We start from the raw sequence: 20,088 nt of genomic DNA, 5'->3' as shown, positions 1-20,088 counted from the left end.
GACCGGCACCGAAACGCCCGACACCCCTGCGCGGCCGGCCCCTCGGTTCTCCCGCTCCCGCGACCCGCCTTTGGGCCCACAGCAGCTCTCGCCCCAGTCATCAGCCCGCACACCCACAGACGGAGACCCCATGCCCCGACCCGCCGCCACCCTCGAGGCCCCCGCCGCCGCGCCACCCGGCCGCGGCGCAGCCGTCGCAGCCCCTGGCCCCGCGGCAGCGGGGAGCGAGTTCGCCCCGCTGCTGCGGACCGTCAAGGAGCAAGGGCTCCTGGAACGCCGGCCCGGCTGGTACACCCGCGGCATCACCGTGAACCTGCTGGCCCTGGCGGCGGTGATCACCGGCATGGCGCTGACCGGCGGTTCCTGGTGGGTGCTCCTGCTCGCCCCGCTCCTCGCCCTGTTCTCCGCCCGCGCCGCCTTCTTCGGCCATGACGCCGGGCACGCGCAGATCACCGGCGACCGCCGCAGGAGCCGGCTCATCCAGCTCGTCCACGCCAATCTGCTCCTCGGCATGAGCCAGGAATGGTGGAACGACAAGCACAACCGGCATCACGCCAACCCCAACCACGTGGACAAGGACCCCGATGTCGCGCCCGACGTCCTGGTCTTCACCACCGCGCACGCCGCGGGCCGCGAGGGCCTGCGGGGATGGCTCACCCGGCACCAGGCGTGGCTGTTCTTCCCGCTGACCACCCTCGAAGGCATCGCACTCAAGGTGTACGGATTCCGGGCGGTCCTCTCCCGCACGCCCTCGGTCCGCCAGAGCCCGCGTGAACGGGCCGTCGAAGCGGCCCTGCTCCTCGCCCATGTCGCCGCCTACGCGACCCTGCTGCTGACCACCATGCCGCTCGGCCAGGCCCTCGTCTTCGGCCTGCTGCACCAGATGGTCCTCGGGCTCCACCTGGGGATGGCGTTCGCCCCCAACCACAAGGGCATGGAGATGCCCGACGGTGAACACGGCAAGGACTGGGGCCATCTGCGCCGCCAGGTCCTCACCTCGCGCAACATCCGGGGCGGCCCCGTCACCGACTGGTTCCTCGGCAGTCTCAACTACCAGATCGAGCACCATCTCTTCCCGAGCATGCCGCGCCCCCACCTAGCCCTCGCCCGGCCCCTGGTCCGTGCCCACTGCCGAGCCCTGGCCGTTCCGTACACCGAGACCGGGCTGATCGACTCGTACCGCCAGGCCCTCGGGCATCTGCACGACGTGGGCGAGCCCCTGCGCGCCGACGCGTGACCGCTGCGCACCGGCGCGCAGGGGAACCGGCGGCCGGGCGCGAACGTTCTTCCCACAGGAGCGGCCACAGCCGCGGAGGAGGCGACGGAAATGTCGACACGCACGAAGATCGTGATCGGGGGAGTGGCTGTCGGCCTGCTCCTGATGCCGCTGATCGGATTCTGGCTGTCGCTGCTGGTGGTGCTCGGCGTGCCGGCCGTGGCGTATCTGATGCTCGACCCGGGTCAGCGCCGCAGGCTGCGCCGTGTGTCCCGGCGTGAGATCGGCCGCTGACCGGCGGACGAAGACCCCGAGGGGCGGGGCGGGCCGCATCTGTGCGGCCCGCTTCCGTGTGCGGATCGTCATGCTTCCCGGAGGGGCAGGGTCGTGGACGATCATTGAGACGCGAGATCAGCGACAACGGGAGGGGAGCTCGACGATGGGTGCGGCAGTCGCAGCGGTCAGCAGCAACGGGGAGTACTCGTTCACCAAGCCGAACCGCGACAGCATCACGCTGCTCGCGGGGCTCGGGGTGGAGGGCGACGTCCATGCGGGCGTCACCGTCAAGCACCGGTCGCGCCTCGCGCAGGACCCGACCCAGCCCAACCTCCGTCAGGTGCACCTGATCCACGAGGAGCTGTTCGCCGAGGTGGCCCGGTCCGGTTTCGAGGTGACCCCCGGCGATCTCGGGGAGAACGTGACCACCACGGGGATCGACCTGCTGTCGCTCCCCGTCGGCACGCTGCTGAGGCTCGGCCCGGAAGCGGTCGTCGAGGTGACCGGCCTGCGCAATCCCTGCCTGCAGATCGACGCCTTCCAGGACGGTCTGCTCAAGCAGGTCGTCGGCCGCGACGAGTCGGGCGCCGTCGTGCGCAAGGCCGGAATCATGGGCGTGGTCAGGACCGGCGGCGTGGTCCGGCCGGGCGACCCGATCGACGTCGAACTCCCCGAGGGCCCGCACTGCCCGCTCGAACGGGTCTGAGGCCGCCGTGCCGACACGGGCCCGGTGCCGACCGGTCCCGAGTCCGCGGCGCGCCTGCGAGGCCGGGCCGTGACAGCGGTCACGCGGGGTGGACGGCGACCTTCTCCAACCTCTCGAGCAGTCCCGGCAGTTCGGGCCCGCGTCCCACCGGGATCACCTCGCCGGGCTCCTCGTCGAGCAGGACGAACGCGATGTCGTCCGTCCTCGCGACCATCGACCAGCCGGGACCGTCGGCACGGATCGTCCGCGCCCCGCCGGGAGCGAACGACGACCGGACCCGTCCGGGCGGCGGGGCCGACTCGGTGTAGGCACGGGCCTCGCCGAGCGCGCGTCGTACGCCCTCGCTCAACCCGCCCGACGCCGTCCCGGCGCCCGCCTCCGCCGCGCCGGACGGCACTTGCGCCCCGGCGGAGTCAGCGCCGTCCGGTCCGACAAGGCCGGTCTGTTCGCGCCACTGCGCCCACTGCAGGGCGATCTCGTCCGCGCCCAGCCTGCGCTGGGCCGGACCCCAGCGGCGCGTGTCCGGCGGCGCCAGCGGCGGCCGGTCGCCCTCCTCGGGGGCGGGGTCGTGCGGCGAGGGGAGGTTGGGCGCGGCGACGGCCACGGCCAGGGGCCAGCCCGGCAGCGCGGCCACCATCGAGCGCTCGTCGGGGGACAGGTCGTACTCCATGCCGCAGTCCCACGAGGCGATGGCCACCGCGACGAGGGACACGTCGTCGACCACCACCGTCCACCGGGCGCCGTCCGCGTCCTGCCCGAGGACCAGCCCGTACCCCTCGGCGTACGGTTCGAGGCCCAGGGCCCCGCAGGCGGCGGGATAGTCGTCGCCGAGCACGCTGGGGAACTGCGCGGGTGTGAGCAGTACCGCGGTCAGCACATACAGCGCGTCGTCGTCGACGGCCTCTTCCGCCCCGGCCACGGCAACCTCCCCGTCCGATCGTTCGTCGGCGCACCTTAACCAGTGGGTAACCCGTGCGTCGAGGGTTCTCGGAACTAAATCGGCCGGGACGGTTCCGCTCCGGGCAGGCCGAGGAGACCGCGCGCGACGGCCTCCACGGGTTCGTTCCGCTCACGGGCGAGGGCGATGACCGCGCGGCAGGCGAGCTCGTTGATGCCGAAGACCAGCGCGTCGGGCGCGACCCAGCCCGCCGCCTCGTCGATCCGGTCCCAGTCGTCCTCGACGCTCGCCGCCACATAGGTCGCGGCGGCCTCGAACACGTTGTGCTGGGGAGGACGCCCGTGGCCGGAGGGCGGGGCCGGGCGCGCGGGACGGGCGACGAACCACTTGCGGAACCGGTCGAACACTCGGACCACCTACCCCTGGGAGAGGGAGCGGCGGATGCCGCCGACTCCTCAAGTGTTCCACTTTCGCAAGCGGTTCGAACGGGATGGAGCGTGTGTCCGAACGGGGCGTTGCCGCCGAGCCGCTCCCGCCGCCCTCAGGACCCGGCCTCGCGCACCGCCAGAGCCAGGAAGCGGTCGTCCCGGTCCGTGTACGAGGTCAGCCGCCAGCCCGAACCGGCCAGAAGCGGACGGAGGTTGGGCTCCGCCCGCAGGTCGTCGTCGGTGATCGCGCGGCCGTGGCGGGCGGCGAGCGCGGCGCGTCCGATGGGGTGGAAGAGGGCGAGCGCGCCACCCGGCCTCACGACCCGGCCGAGCTCGCGCAGGTTCTCCGCCGGGTCCGGCAGGTGAGAGATCAGCCCCGCGCCGAACACGGCGTCCAGTGATCCGGAGCGCAGCGGAAGGCGGGCCACGTCACCGAGCACCAGCAGTCCGCTGCCCCCGCGTCCCGCCCGGGCGGCCTCGCGCAGCATCTCGGGCGTGAGATCGACGCCGATGACGCTGCCGCGCGGGCCCACGGCGGCGCGCAGCGGTTCCAGCGCACGCCCCGTGCCGCAGCCGGCGTCGAGCACCCGGTCGCCGGGGCGCAGGCCGAGGTCCGCGACTGCGGCGGCGTACGCGGGTCCGTCGTCGGGGAAACGGCTGTCCCAGCCCGCGGCACGCGCGCCGAAGAACTCCTGAACCTTTGTGTGGTCGTCGGCCATGCGTCCATGATCCGACACGAGGGGGCGGCGCGTCACCCGGCCGTTCTGTGCACATGTTCGGACGGGGCACGATCGTTCAGGAACATCTCTCCGTCATATTCCATCAGCTTGCGAAGTGCGCCCGGCGCACGCCTCCCGGAGGGCTAGCGTCCCTGGGCCATGGGACACCTGGACCACGCCTCCTTCGGCTTGCTGACGCCCGCGCTGTCGTACCTGATGGCCGTCATCGGCGCCGCCCTCGGGCTGCGCTGCACCGTGCGCGCCCTGGGCACGACCGGCCGCTCCCGCCGGAACTGGCTGCTCACCGCCGCGTCCGCCATCGGCACCGGCATCTGGACGATGCACTTCGTCGCCATGCTCGGCTTCGCCGTCCGCGGCACCGACATCCGCTACGACGTGCCGCTGACCGTCCTCAGCCTGCTGGTCGCCATGCTCGTCGTCGGCGCCGGCGTCTTCTGCGTCGGCTACGGCCGCGACCGGCTACGGGCCCTGCTGGTCGGCGGTCTGTCGACCGGCCTCGGCGTGGCGAGCATGCACTACATGGGGATGGCCGCCCTGCGACTGCACGGGAGCGTGCACTACGACCCCCTGCTGCTCGCCCTGTCCGTCGCCATCGCCGTGGTCGCCGCGACGGCGGCCCTGTGGGCGGCCCTCAACATCAAGTCGCCCCTCGCCGTCGCCGTCGCCTCACTCGTCATGGGCGCCGCCGTCAGCAGCATGCACTACACCGGGATGCTCGCCGTCTCCGTGGAGGTGGCGCCCGCCGCTGGGCGGCTGCCCGGCTCCGGAGCGATGCAGTTCATCTTCCCGCTCGCCGTGGGGCTCGGTTCCTACCTCTTCGTCACCTCGGCCTTCGTGGCGCTCACCCCGACAGCGGGCGAACGCGCCGCCTACGCCTCGGCCGGCCGGTACGAGGAGGCCGACGAAGGCCGGGGCGCCCCGTCCACGGGGACCACGCCGCACACCGCAGCACCTCCCGCGGCACCCGGACCCACCACCGAACCCCCTGCCGCCCCGACCACCACGGCGACCGCCTGACCGGCCGACGGCACAGCCGCCGGTCCCGCATCCGGAACGAGGAGGACATGCGCACACCCCGCAGGAGCCCGGGCGACGACACCCGGCCCCCGACCCCGTCGCCCACCGGGCCGGCGGCCCGCCGATGGCGCGCCCACGCCGGGGCGCCCGCGGTCGAGCACACCGGGCAACGGTCCGGGCAGCCGCGGCCTCCCGCCCGTCCCGCCGGCCGAAGACGCCTCCTCCCGCGGCCCCGTACCGTACGGGCCAAGGTCATCTCGTTGCTGATGGTGCCCGTGGTGTCCCTGCTGGCACTCTGGGGCTTCGCGACCGTGACGCGCTCAGGACGTGGCGCGCCTGCGCCAGTCGCAGCGCATCGACGAGCAGATCGGTGGACCGGTCGCCGCCCTCGTCGCCGCCGTGCAGGCCGAGCGCCGCGCCGCACTCCACCGCATCGCCGCCCCCTCCGCCGACCGCGACGCCGCACTCCGGTCTGCGTCCCGGCGCACCGACGACGCCGCGCGCCGGCTGCGCCTCGACGACGGGAACACGGTCGCCGCGGGCGGCGAGGCGCCGAGCGAAGTGGCCGCGCGCCTGGGTGCGTTCGTCGCACTCGCCGAGAAGCTGGGACCGGCGCGCAGGACCGCCGAGGGCGACAGGAACGCCTGGAACACCGCGTACGAGACCTACAACGACGTCGTCACCGCCGGCCTCGCCGTCGGCGGTGCCGTCGCCGGCGTCCAGGACGGCGGCCGCGCGTCCGACGCCCGCGTCCTGCTCGAACTCGACTGTGCCGCGAGGACGCGGAACATCTGGCCGCCGTCGCCTCGGGGTTCCACAGCCTCGCCAAGGGCGCGGGACGACACTTCCACGCCGGCGGCGTTCGGCAGACGATGGTGGAGATGGACGACGGCTTCCTGTTCGTGGCGGCCGCCGGGGACGGATCCTGTCTCGCCCTGCTCACCGCCGTCAGCGCGGACATCGGACTCATCGCCTACGAGATGGCCCGCCTCGTGAACCGTGTCGGTGAGCACCTGCGCACACCGGCGCGTGTCAGCACGCCATGAGCGGCATCGCCGGGCCCACCGGCAGCCAGTGGTACGACGCGGAAGCGGGACCGCTCGTCCGCCCGTACGCGATGACCGGCGGGCGGACCAGACCGGGACCGAACCACGTCCGCTTCGACCTGATCGCCCTGGTCGTCGTGGAGGACGACGCGACCGGCTCGGCAGAGGAATCGCTCCTCGGCCCCGAGCACCGCACGCTGCTGGCGCTGTGCCGGAGCGAGAAGCAGTCCGTCGCGGAGCTCGCGGCCGACGCCGACCTGCCCGTCGGTGTCGTACGCGTGCTCCTCGGCGATCTCCTGGAAGCCGGGCACGTGAGGGTCAGCCGCCCCGTGCCGCCCGCACAGCTGCCCGACGAAAGGATCCTGCGTGAGGTCATCGAGGGCCTGCGTGCCCTGTGAGGGCGGCGGCCGGTACGCGAACAGGCACGGCCGTTCAGTCGAAGTCGCCCCGGCCGGCCGGCCACTGCGCCCTGGTGACGGCGTACTCGACGTCTCCGAGCTCCGAGCCCTCGATGGCGTCCGGCCACTCCTCGAAGAAGGTCCTCACGTAGCGGAGCCCCGCCTTCTCCATCACGCGCCGCGAGCGCTCGTTGACCGTCATCGTGGTGGCCGTCACCCGCAGCACTCCCAGCTGGGTGAAGCCGAGGCGGATCAGCGCCCGGGAGCCCTCGGTCGCCAGCCCGCCGCCCCACGCCCGGCGGTCGAGGCGGTAGCCGAGCTCGACCTCGTCGCAACTGTCGCCGCGCACCGGGCGGAATTCGAACCAGCCGAGGAAGGCGCCCGAGACCCGGTCCTGGGCCGCCCAGTACCCACGGCCCTCCATGCCCGCCGGGCCGTCCAGGCAGGCGTAGTGCCGCAGGAGAGCCGGCATCGTCTCGCGCAGCACCTCCGCGCGGGTCGTGGACGCACCGCCGTTGATGTAGCGCATGACCTCGGGGTCGTTGTCGAGGGCGAGCACGGCGTCCGCGTCGGACTCGTGGAAGGGCCGCAGCGTCAGACGGCCGGTCTCCAGGAAGGTGCGCATGCCGGGATCGTCGTCGACGGCCCGCCGCGGCCGCCAGCTGAATATCCGCTGCGCGCGCCCACGCGGTGCGCGCGCCCACCGTCACGCGCAACCCACCGCCCGCTTCCGTCCCGGGAACGCGCCGCCCGCCCGTCCTCATGCCACCCCACTTCATCCCTGCCCGTACGTCCCGGGAGAAACGACCGATGTCCTCCACCACCACTGACACCAACGCCGGGGAATCCGTCGACCTCACGCTGAAGATCCTCGTCGCAGGCGGCTTCGGCGTCGGCAAGACCACGCTGGTCGGAGCGGTCAGCGAGATCCGGCCACTGCGCACGGAGGAACAGCTCAGCGAGGCCGGGAGCACCGTCGACGACACCGAGGGCGTCGCCCGCAAGACGACCACGACCGTCGCCATGGACTTCGGCCGCATCACGATCCGGTCGGGGCTGACCCTCTACCTGTTCGGCACCCCGGGCCAGGACCGCTTCTGGTTCCTGTGGGACGAACTGTCCCAGGGCGCGCTCGGCGCGGTCGTCCTCGCCGACACCCGGCGGCTCAGCGACTCCTTCCCGGCCGTCGACTACTTCGAGCACCGCCGCATCCCGTTCGTCGTCGCCGTCAACTGCTTCCCTGGTGCACGCTCCTTCGGAGCCCACGAGGTCTCCCGCGCGCTCGATCTCGACCAGGGCACGCCGGTCGTCCTGTGCGACGCGCGAGACCGCGACTCCGGCAAGGGGGTCCTGGTCCGGCTCGTCGAGTACGCGGGCCGGGTGCACACCGCCCGGATGCTGGACTCCGTCGGATGACCGCCCCTGCACCGTCACGCGGCGACGGCCGGCGACGGCATCTCGCCGCGGGCGCAGCCTTGCCGTGGGCGCACACGTGCGAAAGGCTTACCGGCGAACGAGACCACGGGGCGTACGAGCGGGGAGGGGCCGGCCATGGCGTTGGACAAGGGACTCGACTGGCTGCTGGACGACCTGACCGAGCGGATCGACCACATAAGGCACGCACTCGTGCTCTCCAACGACGGCCTGGTCACCGGCGCGAGCACCGGCCTCGCGCGTGAGGACGCGGAGCACCTGGCGGCGGTCTCCTCCGGCCTGCACTCCCTCGCCCGCGGTTCCGGGCGTCATTTCCGGGCCGGCCAGCCGCGTCAGACCATGGTCGAGTTCGACGAGGCACTGCTGTTCGTGACCGCGGCAGGCGAAGGCAGTTGCCTGTGTGTGCTCAGCGACGCCGAGGCCGACGTGGGCCAGGTCGCCTATGAGATGACGCTGATGGTCAACCGGGTCGGCGAGCACCTCGGTGTCGATGCGCGTCAGCCGGGCCACACCGTCTGACCTGTGAAGACAGGGTTATCCACAGGGTCGGCGGGAGGTCGCGGCCGAGGGCTACGGTCATCACCGGGAGTATTCACGCTCTACGGGGGAGACCATCATGACCACACAGGACTCGCCGTCGTACGCGGCAGGGGACACGACGTACGCGCCGCGGTGCGGAGTTCGGGATGCGGTGGCACACGGCACGGCACAGGCGGCGGCGCAGAGCCTCGCGCTGAGCCGGGCGGCAGGGGAACTGGGCTTGAAACGCGGCGAGTTGGACCTCGCCGTCCAGCTGGGCCAGGTGCGGTCGACGCCGGACGCGAGCGGGGGGCCGCCCAGGGTCGCCCGATCCGAGATCGACCGGCTCCGGGCGGCCGAGGGCTTCCCGGACGTGCTGCGGGAGCGCGTCAGGACGGTCGGCACCCGCGAGGCCGCCGAGCTCCTCGCGATCACCGGCCACCGGTTCACCGGTCTCGCCCGTACGGGCCACTTCGTCCCGGTGCGCTTCTACCTCAACCGCTACCGGGCCGTCGTCTGGCTGTATCTCGCCTGCGAGCTGCGCGACTTCGCCCACGACCACGCCGAGCTGCTGACCGGGCGGACGCCGCCCGCGGTGCGGGCGGCGCTCGAGGCGGGCGAGGACCGCCGCCCGCGAAACTGGCGAGGCCGGAAGCTGGGACTCCTGCTGCGGTCCACAGCGGACCCCTGGGTGCGTGCCGCTGCCGTCGCGGCAGTGCTCGACCCGGTGTCGGTCGCCGAGGTGGTCCCCGACCCCTACGAGCGGTCCCACCTGCGCGTGCTCCGGCCCGACCTGCTGCCCGGCGGCAGGCCCCAATCCCCGGCAGGCCGTGATCTGGTGGACCGCCTGCTGCTCGCGGACCACCCCGACGAGATCCTGTGGCACCGGGTGAGCCTGGCCGAGGCACTGCGCGAGGCACGCCAGGCGAGCCCAGCGCCCAGGCCCGCGCCGGCCGGGCGGCCGATGGCCCAGTCGCCGGACGTGTCCCACGGCGCCGTTGTGCCTGCGGGCGTGCCGCGCCCGGCCGGGCGCCGGCCGCGGCACGCGGCCCCTGGCCGCCCGACCCGGCGGCCCTCGGCACTGCCACTGCCGCGACGCACCCTCCTCGACCGCCTTCGCCGCCGAAAGAGGCAGCCGCAGACGTGAGCTGCTCGCCGTAGCGGGAGCAGCGACCGGCGGTGTGCGCACTCAGGCGTGCCCCGAAGGCGCGCGTTCGACGACGAGTTCGGTGTGCGGCTGGAGGCGAAGCATGGCGTCCGGTCGGTCGGCGTGCTCGTCGATGCATCCCTCGGGGCCGGTGACCGCCCAGCCTGACGACGGGGGCCCGTCCCGACGAAGCTGCTCGCCCGGCGAGGACCGGGCGGCTCCCGGGCTGCCGGACGGGGCGGCACCGGGGGCGAAGGCGGGCGCATGAAGCTGGACTGTGGGACCGCTTAAGAAAACCTCGATGGACGCGACGCTCCGAGCTGGGCAGATTGGAGCGCGTCCACTGAGCAGGGCCGTATTTTCGGTATCCGGCCAGTCCCGTCACGATGCCTGGAGCCGCCCTGATGAAGGCACTTGTCAAGCAGCATGCCGAGCCCGGGCTGTGGCTCATGGACGTGCCGGAGCCCGAGACCGGCCCCGGCGACGTGCTCATCAAGGTGCTGCGCACCGGCATCTGCGGCACGGACCTGCACATCAGGTCCTGGGACGGCTGGGCGCAGCAGGCCGTCACCACGCCGCGCATCCTCGGACACGAGTTCGTGGGTGAGGTCGCGGCGGTCGGCGCCGACGTGACGGACATCGCCGTCGGCGACGTGGTCAGCGGTGAGGGCCACCTGGTGTGCGGCAAGTGCCGCAACTGCCTGGCGGGCAGGCGCCATCTGTGCCGGAGCACCATCGGTCTCGGCGTGGGCCGCGACGGAGCCTTCGCCGAGTACGTCGCTCTGCCCGCCTCCAACGTGTGGGTGCACCGCACGGCGGTGGACCTGGACGTCGCCGCCATCTTCGACCCGTTCGGCAACGCCGTGCACACGGCTCTGTCCTTCCCGCTCGTCGGAGAGGACGTGCTGATCACGGGCGCGGGCCCGATCGGCATCATGGCCGCCGCCGTCGCCAAGCACGCGGGCGCGCGCAACGTGGTGATCACCGATGTCAGCGAGTCCCGCCTGGAGCTCGCCCGGAAGGCCGGCGCCACCCTCGCGGTGAACGTCTCCCAGACCGACATCGCCGCCGCCCAGCGCCAGCTGGGTCTCAAGGAGGGCTTCGACATCGGCCTGGAGATGTCCGGCCGGCCCGAGGCCATGCGGGACATGGTCGACAACATGACGCACGGCGGCCGGATCGCGATGCTGGGGCTGCCGGCCCAGGAGTTCGCCGTCGACTGGTCGAAGATCGTCACCTCGATGATCACGATCAAGGGCATCTACGGCCGCGAGATGTTCGAGACCTGGTACGCCATGACGGTGCTTCTGGAGGGCGGCCTCGACCTGACCCCCGTGATCACCGGCAGCTACGGCTACCAGGACTTCGACGCGGCCTTCGACGAGGCCGCGACCGCCCGCAGCGGCAAGATCATCCTCGACTGGACCGTCTGAGTCCCGATCTCGCACCGAGTCACCGCCTCAAGGAGAACCCTCATGTACGCGTCCGTCCGCGACGACCTCCGCACCACCCTCGACGAGATCCGCGACGCCGGTCTCTACAAGCCCGAGCGGGTCATCGGCACCCCCCAGAGCGCTTCCGTCGCCGTCACGGCCGGCGGCGCCCCCGGCGACGTGCTCAACTTCTGCGCCAACAACTACCTCGGTCTCGCCGACCACCCCGACGTCGTCGCCGCCGCGAAGGACGCGCTCGACCGCTGGGGATACGGCATGGCCTCGGTCCGCTTCATCTGCGGCACCCAGGAGATCCACAAGGAGCTCGAGCAGCGTCTGTCGGCGTTCCTCGGCCAGGAGGACACGATCCTCTACTCCTCCTGCTTCGACGCCAACGGCGGAGTCTTCGAGACCCTGCTCGGCCCCGAGGACGCCGTCATCTCCGACGCCCTCAACCACGCCTCGATCATCGACGGCATCCGGCTGTCCAAGGCCCGCCGCCACCGTTACGCCAACCGAGACATGGCCGACCTCGAGCTTCAGCTCAAGAAGGCCGTCGAGGGCGGTGCCCGCCGCCGTCTCATCGTCACGGACGGCGTCTTCTCCATGGACGGCTACGTCGCGCCGCTCGCCGAGATCTGCGACCTCGCCGACCGCTACGACGCCATGGTCATGGTCGACGACTCGCACGCCGTCGGCTTCGTGGGCCCCGGCGGCCGCGGGACCCCCGAACTGCACGGCGTGATGGACCGCGTCGACATCGTCACCGGCACACTCGGCAAGGCGCTCGGCGGCGCGTCCGGCGGCTACGTCGCCGCCCGCGCCGAGATCGTCGAGCTGCTGCGCCAGCGCTCCCGGCCCTACCTGTTCTCCAACTCCCTGGCCCCGGTGATCGCCTCCGCCTCCCTCAAGGTCCTCGACCTGCTGGAGTCGGCCGGCGACCTGCGGGAGAAGCTGGCGGCCAACACCAAGCTGTTCCGCACGAAGATGACCGAGGCAGGTTTCGAGATCCTGCCCGGCGACCACGCCATCGCGCCGGTCATGATCGGCGACGCCGCGGAGGCGGGCCGCATGGCCGAGCTGCTGCTGGAACGCGGCGTGTACGTGATCGGCTTCTCGTACCCCGTGGTGCCGATGGGCCAGGCACGCATCCGCGTCCAGCTGTCCGCCGCGCACTCCACCGAGGACGTCGAGCGCGCCGTCGCCGCGTTCGCCGACGCCCGCCGGGCGCTGAAGGGCTGACCACCGGAGGGGGCCGACAGAGCTGGCAAAATGGCCGGGTGATCGACCCCCGACGGCTGCGCATCCTGCGGGCCGTGGCGGACCACCGTACGGTGACCGCCGCGGCCTCCGCGCTGTACCTCACCCCCTCCGCCGTCTCCCAGCAGCTCAACGCGCTGGAGCAGGAGACGGGCCACACCCTGCTGATCCGCAGCGGCAAGGGCGTGACCCTCACGGCCGCGGGCGAGATCCTCCTCGCCCACACCCACGCCGTCCTCGCCCAGCTGGAGCGTGCCGAGGCGGAGCTCGCCGCGTACGCGGGCGGAGCGGCGGGCGAGGTGACCGTCGCCGCGTTCGCCACCGGCATCGCGGAGGTGGTGGCACCGGCCATAGGGCGCCTCGCGGCCGAGCACCCAGGCATCCGGGTGCGCGTACGGGACGCCGAGGGCGACGAGAGCCTGCCGCTGGTCCTCGACGGCGAGGCGGATCTCGCGGTCGCCGTCGAGTACCGGGGCGCTCCCGGCGCGGACGACCGGCGGCTGGCCAGGGTTCCGCTGTACGCCGAGCCGTTCGACGCCGTGCTGCGCGCCGACCATCCGCTGGCGGGCGGCGACATGGTCGAGCTGGCGGAGTTCGGCGACAGCGACTGGATCGGCCCCTATCCCGGCAACCCGTGCCACGACATGGTGCTGCTCGCCTGCGAACTGGCGGGCTTCCAGCCCCGGCTCGTACACCTGTCGGACGACTTCCGTGCCGTTGTCGCCCTCGCCGGCGCGGGAGCCGGAGTCGCCCTCGTGCCGCGCTCGGCACTGCGCGGGATGGAGCTGAGCGACACCGTGGTCCGGCCCGTGTCGGGACCGGCCGCCACACGCCGTGTGTTCGCCGCGGTGCGCCGCGGCGCGGAGAGCCATCCGCTGATCCGCCCGGTCCTCAGCGCCCTCGCGCTCACCGCCGAGGGCCTGTCCACCGGCTGAACGGCCTGCTGCGCGCCCTGCGCGAGGCGGCGCGACAGTAGAACCCGTCAGGCGGCCCGGGGTCCCGCCGGCCGGGGGCCGTGAGCCGTGACCCCGCGGCGCGCACCGGTCGTCAGACGACCGCCCCGCTGCGATCGCCGGAACGAGCCGGGCGCCCGCCGTGCGCCCGCCCGGCCGAGCGGGACCGCTCCGGGCGGCGGGACTGGAGGATCACGGTCACCGGCATGGCCGTGAACACCGTGGACGCCATCCCCACCAGGACGCCGGCGAGCAGCGCCACGGAGAAGTCGGTCAGCGAGTCGCCGCCGAGGACGGCGAGCGCGACGAGCACGAACAGCGCTCCCATGCCCGTGTTCACCGTGCGCGGCAGGGTCTGCGCCACCGCCCGGTCCGCGAGGTCCGCCCACGGAAGTGACGTGCCGGTACGGCGCAGTTCGCGCAACCGGTCGAGCACCACCACCGTGTCGTTGACCGAGTAGCCGACCACGGTGAGCAGCGCCGCCAGGAAGACGCTGTCGACCGGCCTGCCCAGCCAGGCGAAGAGCCCCACCACCAGCAGCACGTCCTGAACCATCGCGACGACCGCCGCTGTCGCGAAAGTCCACCGGAACCGCACGCTCAGGTACACCAGTTGGGCCGCGACCGCGAGGCCCAGGGCGATCAGCGCGTGCGTGCGCAGCTCGCTGCCGAGGCTGGGGCCGACCAGATCGTCCCGTTCCACCGTGACGTGCCCGGCCGGTCCCTCCAGCGCCTCGCGGATCCGCTCCTGCTGCCGGTCCCCGGTCTCCTTGGTGCGGACGGACACACTGTGCTCACCGGTCTTCTGCACCACCGCCTGCGGGAACCCCGCCTCGACCACGGCCGCGCGTGCCGCGTCCGCGTCCACCGGCCGCTCGGCCGCGTACTGCACGCTGCGTCCGCCGGTGAACTCGACCCCGAACTCCAGCCCGCGCACACCGATCCCGCCGATGGCGAGCAGCAGCGCACCCGCGCACAGGCCGAGCCAGCGCCGCCGGTGCCGCATCAGCCGGGGCGTACGCCGCGCGAGTCGAGCCCGCAGCCGCCCGGTGGTCGCCATCCCGGTGAGAGCCGGCCGCCGGCGCACGAGGGACGTGCGCACGGCCCATTCGGCGAGCAGCCGGGTGATCAGCATCGCGGAGAGCATGGAGGCCATCACACCGATCGCGAGGGTGACGCCGAAGCCCTTGACCGGGCCGGTGGCGAACACGAAGAGAAGACCGGCGGCGAGCAGTGTCGTCACGTTCGAGTCGGCAACCGCGCTCCACGCCTTGGCGAACCCGGTCCGCAGGGGCGGGCGTAGATCGCGGGGCCCCTTGGGCCGCCGGCCTCCGGGACGCGTGTACTCCTCCCTCGCCCTTTCGAACACGAGTACGTTGGCGTCCACGGCGATGCCGATCGCGAGGACGAACCCGGCCAGGCCCGGCAGCGTGAGTGTCGCGCCGAGTGCCACGACGGCGGCGTACGAGACGAGCCCGTACAGCGCGAGCGCGACGGTGGCGAGGAGACCCAGCAGGCGGTACACGATGATGATGAACAGCCCGGTGCAGACCAGGCCGATCACGGCGGCGAGCGCGCTCGCCCGGATCGCCTCGGCGCCGAGCGTCGGTCCCACGGTGCTCTGCTCGACCGTCGTCACGGGTACGGGCAGGGCCCCGCCTTTGACGAGCGCCGCCAGGTCGCGCGCCTCGGCGGCGCCGAAGCCGCCGCTGATCTGTGCGGAGCCGCCGGTGATGCCGGTCCCGCACGGCACGCTGTTCTGCATGCCCGGTGCGGACACGATCCGGTCGTCCAGCACGATCGCCACGCGCCGGGCCGGATCCGCCGGCGCCGCGCACGCGGCCTCGCCCGTCAGGCGTGCCCAGGTCTCGCCCGCGTCGCCGCGGAAGGACAGATCGACGCTCCAGCCCCGACCCGTCTGGGTGTCGAGTACGGCCTCGGCGTCCTCGACGCCGTCACCGGTCAGCGCCGTGGGGCCGAGCCGCAGATGGCCGCCGGGCGTGTCGGGGTCGGCGAGGACGCGCGACCCGTCCGCGGCGGGGCGGCTCGCCGGTCCCGGCACCGCCCCGGTGACGGCGTGGAAGGTCAACTGGGCGGTGCGGCCGATGACCTCGGCTGCCTTGCGGGGGTCCCGCACCCCGGGCAGTTCGACGATGATGCGTCGCTCCCCGGAGCGGGCGAGGGACGGTTCGGCGACGCCGAGACCGTCGACACGGCGGCGCAGCACCTCCAGCGCGCGGTCGGTCGCGGCCGCGTCGGCATGGACGGTGGGGGAGTCCTCGGTCTCCAGGACGATCCGGGTGCCACCGCGCAGATCGAGTCCGAGGCGGGCGGGGGTGGTGAGTGCGACGCCGAGGGAGACGGCGACGACGGCGAGCGCGATCAGCGCACGCCACAACGTGGTACGGCGAGATGACATGAAGGCTCCACATACGGTCCGCGCGGCCGGGGCGTGCCGCTCGGTGGCGTACGCCCGCGTCGGCGGACGGGGACACAGGGAAGGGCGCCTCGTGTCCGGGGTGGCGCGGGCAGGCCGCGGCGCCCCGGAACGGCGGGCGCGGAAACGTCAGCTGTGCCGGGTGGAGGGAGGTCCGCGGGTGTGCCGCGGGTCGTACGCGTCGCGCGGCGGAGCGCGCTCCTGACGTGGTCCGGCCGTCAGACCCCCGCGCAGCGGGAGGGGCTGCACGTCGGTCACGGGAGCGGTCATCAGCGGAGGAGCGCCGGACAGCCGCACCGAGTGCTCGGCGGCCGCGTCGTGCTGCACCGCCTTCTCGGGCCCGGGCGGCGTCGGCGGGACCGCCCGTACGGTCTCGGCGCCGCCCGCTCCCGCCCGGGCGACCGCGGGAAGCTGCTGCGCTGCCGCGGGCATCGCGCGGGCGGCGGGGCCGGGCGACGCGCTCTGCGGGCCCGGAGCCGTACCGGCGAGTGACAGGAGCAGCGACAGGACGCCGAGGAGCACGGACGGCAGGGCCGCCGCGAGGGCCCGGTGCGTGCGCTCGCGCATCCCCGCCCCCTCGCCGCTCGTTCCGCTTGCCATGTGTCCCGCCGCGGCTCAGCGTAGGCGACACGGACGGGCCACGGGGACCGGCACGGCGACCGCCCGCCGGCCCGGGCGGCGAACGCGTCGTGGACTGCTGCGACACGCACGGCCCGGTTGGCTTACGATCACGGCGGGCGGCCGCGCTCTGGCGGTCGCCAGCCCCATACCCCTGGAGGTCACCGTGTTCGGGACGGCCCGCGGACACCGCACCCACCGAAGCAGCTTCCGCACCACCGCAGGTGCCGTGGCGGCCGGCATGTTCCTCGCCGTCGGCTGTTCCTCCTCCGACGACGGACCCGGTGAGGCGGCGGGGGGCGTCCCCGTGGTCGAGAAGGGCAAGCTGACCACCTGCACACACCTGCCCTACCCGCCGTTCCAGTTCGAGCAGGACGGGAAGATCGTCGGCTTCGACGTCGCCCTGGTCGACCTCGTGGCCAAGAACCTCAAGGTGGAGCAGAAGATCCTCGACACCCCGTTCGAGAACTTCAAGACCGGCGCCTTCCTCAACTCCGGCGAATGCGACCTCGCCGCGGCCGGTATGACGATCACCGACGAGCGCAAGAAGAACGTGGACTTCTCCGTCCCCTACTTCGACGCGACCCAGGCGCTGCTCGCCACGAAGAAGAGCGGCGTGAAGACGCTCGCCGACATCAAGTCGCAGAAGAAGAAGCTGGGCGCGCAGGCCGAGACCACCGGCGAGAGCTACGCCAAGAGCGAGGGCTTCGACCCCGTCGCCTTCGAGAGCTCCGACGCCGTCCTCAACGGCCTGCGCACCGGTCAGGTCGACGCCGTCGTCATCGACTACCCGGTCGTCCAGGGCTGGCTGAAGGACAAGGCGAACGCCGCCCAGTTCGTCCTCGGGGAGAACATCGAGACCGGTGAGCAGTACGGCTTCTCGGTGAAGAAGGGCAACGACAAGCTGCGTGCGGCGATCGACAAGGCGATCAAGGACGCCCGCGCCGACGGCACGTACGACAAGCTGTACGAGCAGTGGATCGGTCCGCTGCCCAAGGACGGCTCGTGACCTCACGTCTCACCCGGCGCCAGCGGCGCAGGGTCTCGCAGGGCATTCAGTACGCGCTGTTCGTGGCGGTCCTGGTCGTCATCGGTGTGCTGGCCGACTGGGACCGCCTGCAGAACCAGTTCGCGCAGAAGGCCCTCGCCGAGGAACTGTTCCCGGACATCATCACCATCGCGCTGCGCAACACGGTGGTCTACACCGTGTCCGGCTTCGTCTTCGGTCTGGTCCTCGGACTGGTCATCGCGCTGATGAGGCTCTCGTCCGTCGCCCCCTACCGGTGGGTGGCGGGCGTCTACATCGAGATCTTCCGCGGACTGCCGGCGCTGCTGATCTTCATCTTCGTCGGTGTCGCGGTCCCGCTCGCCTTCCCCGGCACGGAGATCCCGGGCGGTACGTACGGAAAGGTCGCCCTCGGCCTCGGCCTGGTCGCTGCCGCGTACATGGCGGAGACCATCCGGGCAGGCATCCAGGCGGTGCCCAAGGGACAGATGGAGGCAGCCCGTTCGCTGGGCTTCTCGCACGCCAGGGCCATGGTCTCGGTGGTCATCCCCCAGGCGTTCCGCATCGTGATCCCGCCGCTGACCAACGAACTGGTGCTGCTGTTCAAGGACTCGTCACTCGTGCTGTTCCTCGGCGTCACGCTGCAGGAACGCGAACTGACCAAGTTCGGCCGGGACCTGGCGAGCCAGACGGCCAACTCCACACCGATCCTGGTCGCCGGTCTGTGCTATCTGCTGGTGACCGTGCCGCTGAGCTTCGTGGTGCGCCGCCTCGAAGCCCGCGCCGACAGGGCGAAGTGAGGAACGGATGCCCAAGAAGCCGACACAGGCGGGGAGCGGGAGCATGAGCGCCACGGGCCGTACCGAGATCGAGATCCGGGGGCTCCACAAGTCCTTCGGCGACAACGAGGTTCTGCGCGGCATCGACCTCGACATCGCGGCGGGCGAGGTGGTCTGCGTCATCGGCCCCTCGGGGTCCGGGAAGTCGACGCTGCTGCGCTGCGTGAACCTGCTGGAGGAGCCGACGAAGGGCCAGGTCTTCGTCGGCGGCACCGAGGTCACCGACCTCGATGTCGACATCGACGCGGTACGCCGCCGGATCGGCATGCTGTTCCAGCAGTTCAACCTCTTCCCGCACGTGAACGTCACGGAGAACCTGACCCTGCCCCAGCGGCGGGTGCTGCGCCGGGACAAGGCGAAGGCCGCCGAGGTGGCCCGGCGCAATCTGGAGCGGGTCGGTCTCGCGGACAAGGCCGACGCGTATCCCGCGCAGCTGTCCGGCGGTCAGCAGCAGCGGGTGGCGATCGCCCGCGCGCTGGTCATGGACCCCGAGGTCATGCTCTTCGACGAGCCGACCTCGGCGCTCGACCCGGAACTGGTGGGCGACGTCCTCGCGGTCATGCGCCAGCTGGCCGCCGAGGGGATGACCATGATGGTCGTCACGCACGAGATGAGCTTCGCCCGGGAGGTCGCCGACCGGGTGGTTTTCATGGACGGCGGAGTGATCGTCGAGCAGGGCCCGGCGGAGCAGGTCGTGGGGAACCCCCAGCACGAGCGGACGCGCAACTTCCTGATGCGGCTGCTCGATCCGGCGGCGGCCGAACAGCCCGGCGCCGAGAGGACGGCGGACGGTCCGGACAAGGAACGCTGACGCCCGGCCCGACGGACCTGACGGCCCCGGCCGGGAGGGGGATGCCAGGCCGGGGCCTTCGCGGTGGTCCGTTCTCCCGGTCAGCGTCCGGGGCACTCCTTCCACGCCAGGTGGTAGATCGTGCTGATGTCACCGTCCGTCGAGTCCATGGTCATGTAGCTCGTCGCCGCGGGGGCCGACGCGCCCGCGTTGACGCGGAGCTCGGTGTTGATGTTGAAGTTCCGCTGCACGCCGCAGGGCGCCCACACCAGCTGTGCCCAGTCGGTCTCGTCCGTGGCCTGCCAGTTGTCCTCGTACGGGCCCTGGAACGTGTGCGACCGCGAGGCGGTGCTCGGCGACCCCTGGAAGTAGTACGAGGCCTTCTCCGTACCGCTCGCGCCGGCCTGCAGCGAGGCGTAGCCGCGGTAGTCGGCGCTGGCGACGGCGTAGGTGAAGCCATGGGGGACGTGGACGACAAGGTTGAGCTGGCAGTTCTTGCGCGACGCGGTCGGCGACGAGCCGCCGCCCACCTGGGCCAGGTAGTCGCTGTACGTCACGGTGAAGGCGGTGTTGTCCTCCGATACGGCGACGGCGGCGGTGCCCAGGGGGCATCCCGAGCCGTTGACGGTCGCGACGTCGATGACGATCTTGTCGGGCGGCGGGTCGGTGATGCCCGACGGACTGGCCTGCGCGGGCAGCGCGGAGGCGAACAGAGCAGCGACCGCTCCGCTCACCAGTAGACCGGCTTTCATGGTTCTCCCATCCATTGCTTTCGGTGCCAGGTGCCGGGCGCGCGCGAAGGCGCCCGGCGCGAGGTGGGGGGTGCGGCCGGCGGTGGTGCGCGCCGGCCGTCACGGACCAAGTGCGTTGGATCGAGCTGTGTTTCAGGGAACGCGTCGAACGGCGGCGAGACTGCCAGAAGTTGAA

Annotated in this window: 21 protein-coding genes and 2 pseudogenes; 16 read left to right on the top strand and 7 right to left on the bottom strand. The window is 72.5% G+C overall.

The features are described 5' to 3' along the window. Positions 1-130 precede the first annotated feature (130 nt). From QFZ82_RS04675 to QFZ82_RS04665, 3 genes are all read left to right on the top strand, one after another. Positions 131-1,237, top strand: coding sequence for an acyl-CoA desaturase (locus QFZ82_RS04675; RefSeq protein WP_307711908.1), 1,107 nt, complete (start codon positions 131-133; stop codon positions 1,235-1,237). Between the two features lie 90 nt (positions 1,238-1,327). Beyond that, entirely contained in the window at positions 1,328-1,510 is a 183-nt protein-coding gene (locus tag QFZ82_RS04670; protein WP_307711907.1) for a hypothetical protein, read from the top strand. Between the two features lie 145 nt (positions 1,511-1,655). Then, positions 1,656-2,198: an MOSC domain-containing protein gene (locus QFZ82_RS04665; protein WP_307711906.1), complete on the top strand. Its 543-nt coding sequence runs from the start codon at positions 1,656-1,658 to the stop codon at positions 2,196-2,198. A 79-nt stretch (positions 2,199-2,277) separates the two neighbouring features. On the opposite strand, the gene QFZ82_RS04660 is transcribed toward QFZ82_RS04665, so the two are convergent. The 3 genes from QFZ82_RS04660 to QFZ82_RS04650 all read right to left on the bottom strand — a co-directional run bounded on the left by QFZ82_RS04660 (position 2,278) and on the right by QFZ82_RS04650 (position 4,243). Further along, a complete protein-coding gene (locus QFZ82_RS04660; RefSeq protein WP_307711905.1) occupies positions 2,278-3,117 on the bottom strand; it encodes a hypothetical protein in 840 nt (279 codons plus the stop codon). A gap of 74 nt (positions 3,118-3,191) precedes the next feature. After that, on the bottom strand, positions 3,192-3,512 hold the full coding sequence (locus tag QFZ82_RS04655) for a hypothetical protein (RefSeq protein ID WP_373429230.1): 321 nt from the start codon (positions 3,510-3,512) through the stop codon (positions 3,192-3,194). 125 nt (positions 3,513-3,637) lie between these two features. After that, positions 3,638-4,243, bottom strand: a complete 606-nt coding sequence (locus tag QFZ82_RS04650; protein WP_307711903.1) for a class I SAM-dependent methyltransferase — start codon at positions 4,241-4,243, stop codon at positions 3,638-3,640. A gap of 159 nt (positions 4,244-4,402) precedes the next feature. Here QFZ82_RS04650 and QFZ82_RS04645 point away from each other — a divergent pair, with 159 nt between their 5' ends. The 4 genes and pseudogenes from QFZ82_RS04645 (at position 4,403) to QFZ82_RS04630 (ending at position 6,725) form a co-directional block, all read left to right on the top strand. Beyond that, entirely contained in the window at positions 4,403-5,281 is an 879-nt protein-coding gene (locus tag QFZ82_RS04645) for an MHYT domain-containing protein (RefSeq protein WP_307711902.1), read from the top strand. A 327-nt stretch (positions 5,282-5,608) separates the two neighbouring features. Beyond that, positions 5,609-5,992 (top strand): annotated as a pseudogene (locus QFZ82_RS04640) (nitrate- and nitrite sensing domain-containing protein); the annotation flags it as partial. A gap of 44 nt (positions 5,993-6,036) precedes the next feature. Continuing rightward, positions 6,037-6,327: pseudogene (locus tag QFZ82_RS04635) on the top strand (roadblock/LC7 domain-containing protein); the annotation flags it as partial. Continuing rightward, entirely contained in the window at positions 6,324-6,725 is a 402-nt protein-coding gene (locus QFZ82_RS04630; protein ID WP_307711901.1) for a DUF742 domain-containing protein, read from the top strand. The pseudogene QFZ82_RS04635 and the gene QFZ82_RS04630, both read left to right, overlap by 4 nt. A gap of 34 nt (positions 6,726-6,759) precedes the next feature. Here QFZ82_RS04630 and QFZ82_RS04625 read toward each other — a convergent pair whose 3' ends face one another. Continuing rightward, positions 6,760-7,350: a GNAT family N-acetyltransferase gene (locus tag QFZ82_RS04625; RefSeq protein ID WP_307711900.1), complete on the bottom strand. Its 591-nt coding sequence runs from the start codon at positions 7,348-7,350 to the stop codon at positions 6,760-6,762. Positions 7,351-7,535: 185 nt separating this feature from the next. Here QFZ82_RS04625 and QFZ82_RS04620 point away from each other — a divergent pair, with 185 nt between their 5' ends. From QFZ82_RS04620 to QFZ82_RS04595, 6 genes are all read left to right on the top strand, one after another. Next, the gene (locus tag QFZ82_RS04620) at positions 7,536-8,141 is read left to right on the top strand and encodes an ATP/GTP-binding protein (protein ID WP_307711899.1); all 606 of its coding nucleotides are present in this window, start codon (positions 7,536-7,538) and stop codon (positions 8,139-8,141) included. Between the two features lie 135 nt (positions 8,142-8,276). After that, on the top strand, positions 8,277-8,678 hold the full coding sequence (locus QFZ82_RS04615) for a roadblock/LC7 domain-containing protein (RefSeq protein ID WP_307711898.1): 402 nt from the start codon (positions 8,277-8,279) through the stop codon (positions 8,676-8,678). Between the two features lie 97 nt (positions 8,679-8,775). Continuing rightward, positions 8,776-9,825 carry a DUF6397 family protein gene (locus QFZ82_RS04610; protein ID WP_307711897.1) on the top strand — a complete coding sequence of 350 codons (1,050 nt, stop codon included), beginning with the start codon at positions 8,776-8,778 and terminating at the stop codon, positions 9,823-9,825. Between the two features lie 404 nt (positions 9,826-10,229). After that, positions 10,230-11,258: an L-threonine 3-dehydrogenase gene (gene tdh, locus QFZ82_RS04605; protein WP_307711896.1), complete on the top strand. Its 1,029-nt coding sequence runs from the start codon at positions 10,230-10,232 to the stop codon at positions 11,256-11,258. A 42-nt stretch (positions 11,259-11,300) separates the two neighbouring features. Beyond that, the gene (locus tag QFZ82_RS04600; protein ID WP_307711895.1) at positions 11,301-12,500 is read left to right on the top strand and encodes a glycine C-acetyltransferase; all 1,200 of its coding nucleotides are present in this window, start codon (positions 11,301-11,303) and stop codon (positions 12,498-12,500) included. A 38-nt stretch (positions 12,501-12,538) separates the two neighbouring features. Continuing rightward, complete coding sequence (locus tag QFZ82_RS04595; RefSeq protein WP_307711894.1) at positions 12,539-13,453, top strand: LysR family transcriptional regulator; 915 nt, start codon at positions 12,539-12,541, stop codon at positions 13,451-13,453. Between the two features lie 112 nt (positions 13,454-13,565). On the opposite strand, the gene secD is transcribed toward QFZ82_RS04595, so the two are convergent. Continuing rightward, entirely contained in the window at positions 13,566-15,890 is a 2,325-nt protein-coding gene (gene secD / locus QFZ82_RS04590) for a protein translocase subunit SecD (protein WP_307711893.1), read from the bottom strand. Between the two features lie 147 nt (positions 15,891-16,037). Further along, complete coding sequence (locus tag QFZ82_RS04585; protein ID WP_307711892.1) at positions 16,038-16,475, bottom strand: hypothetical protein; 438 nt, start codon at positions 16,473-16,475, stop codon at positions 16,038-16,040. A 292-nt stretch (positions 16,476-16,767) separates the two neighbouring features. On the opposite strand from QFZ82_RS04585, the gene QFZ82_RS04580 reads away from it, so the two are divergent. From QFZ82_RS04580 to QFZ82_RS04570, 3 genes are read left to right on the top strand one after another with little or no spacing between them, the layout of a single operon-like run. Next, positions 16,768-17,535 (top strand): ABC transporter substrate-binding protein, encoded by a 768-nt coding sequence (locus QFZ82_RS04580; RefSeq protein ID WP_307717618.1) that lies wholly within the window; start codon positions 16,768-16,770, stop codon positions 17,533-17,535. Then, complete coding sequence (locus QFZ82_RS04575) at positions 17,502-18,332, top strand: amino acid ABC transporter permease (protein ID WP_307711891.1); 831 nt, start codon at positions 17,502-17,504, stop codon at positions 18,330-18,332. The genes QFZ82_RS04580 and QFZ82_RS04575 overlap by 34 nt, the downstream gene beginning before the upstream one ends. A gap of 43 nt (positions 18,333-18,375) precedes the next feature. Further along, positions 18,376-19,182 carry an amino acid ABC transporter ATP-binding protein gene (locus tag QFZ82_RS04570; protein ID WP_307711890.1) on the top strand — a complete coding sequence of 269 codons (807 nt, stop codon included), beginning with the start codon at positions 18,376-18,378 and terminating at the stop codon, positions 19,180-19,182. Between the two features lie 80 nt (positions 19,183-19,262). Here the strand turns inward: QFZ82_RS04570 and QFZ82_RS04565 are convergent, their stop codons facing one another. Beyond that, positions 19,263-19,913 (bottom strand): DUF4360 domain-containing protein, encoded by a 651-nt coding sequence (locus QFZ82_RS04565; RefSeq protein WP_307711889.1) that lies wholly within the window; start codon positions 19,911-19,913, stop codon positions 19,263-19,265. Positions 19,914-20,088 lie beyond the last annotated feature (175 nt).

This window comes from Streptomyces sp. V4I23 (assembly GCF_030817975.1).
GTDB lineage: Bacteria > Actinomycetota > Actinomycetes > Streptomycetales > Streptomycetaceae > Streptomyces.
Note: the sequence above shows the minus strand (reverse complement) of the source record. Positions and strands in the feature narration are given on the sequence as shown.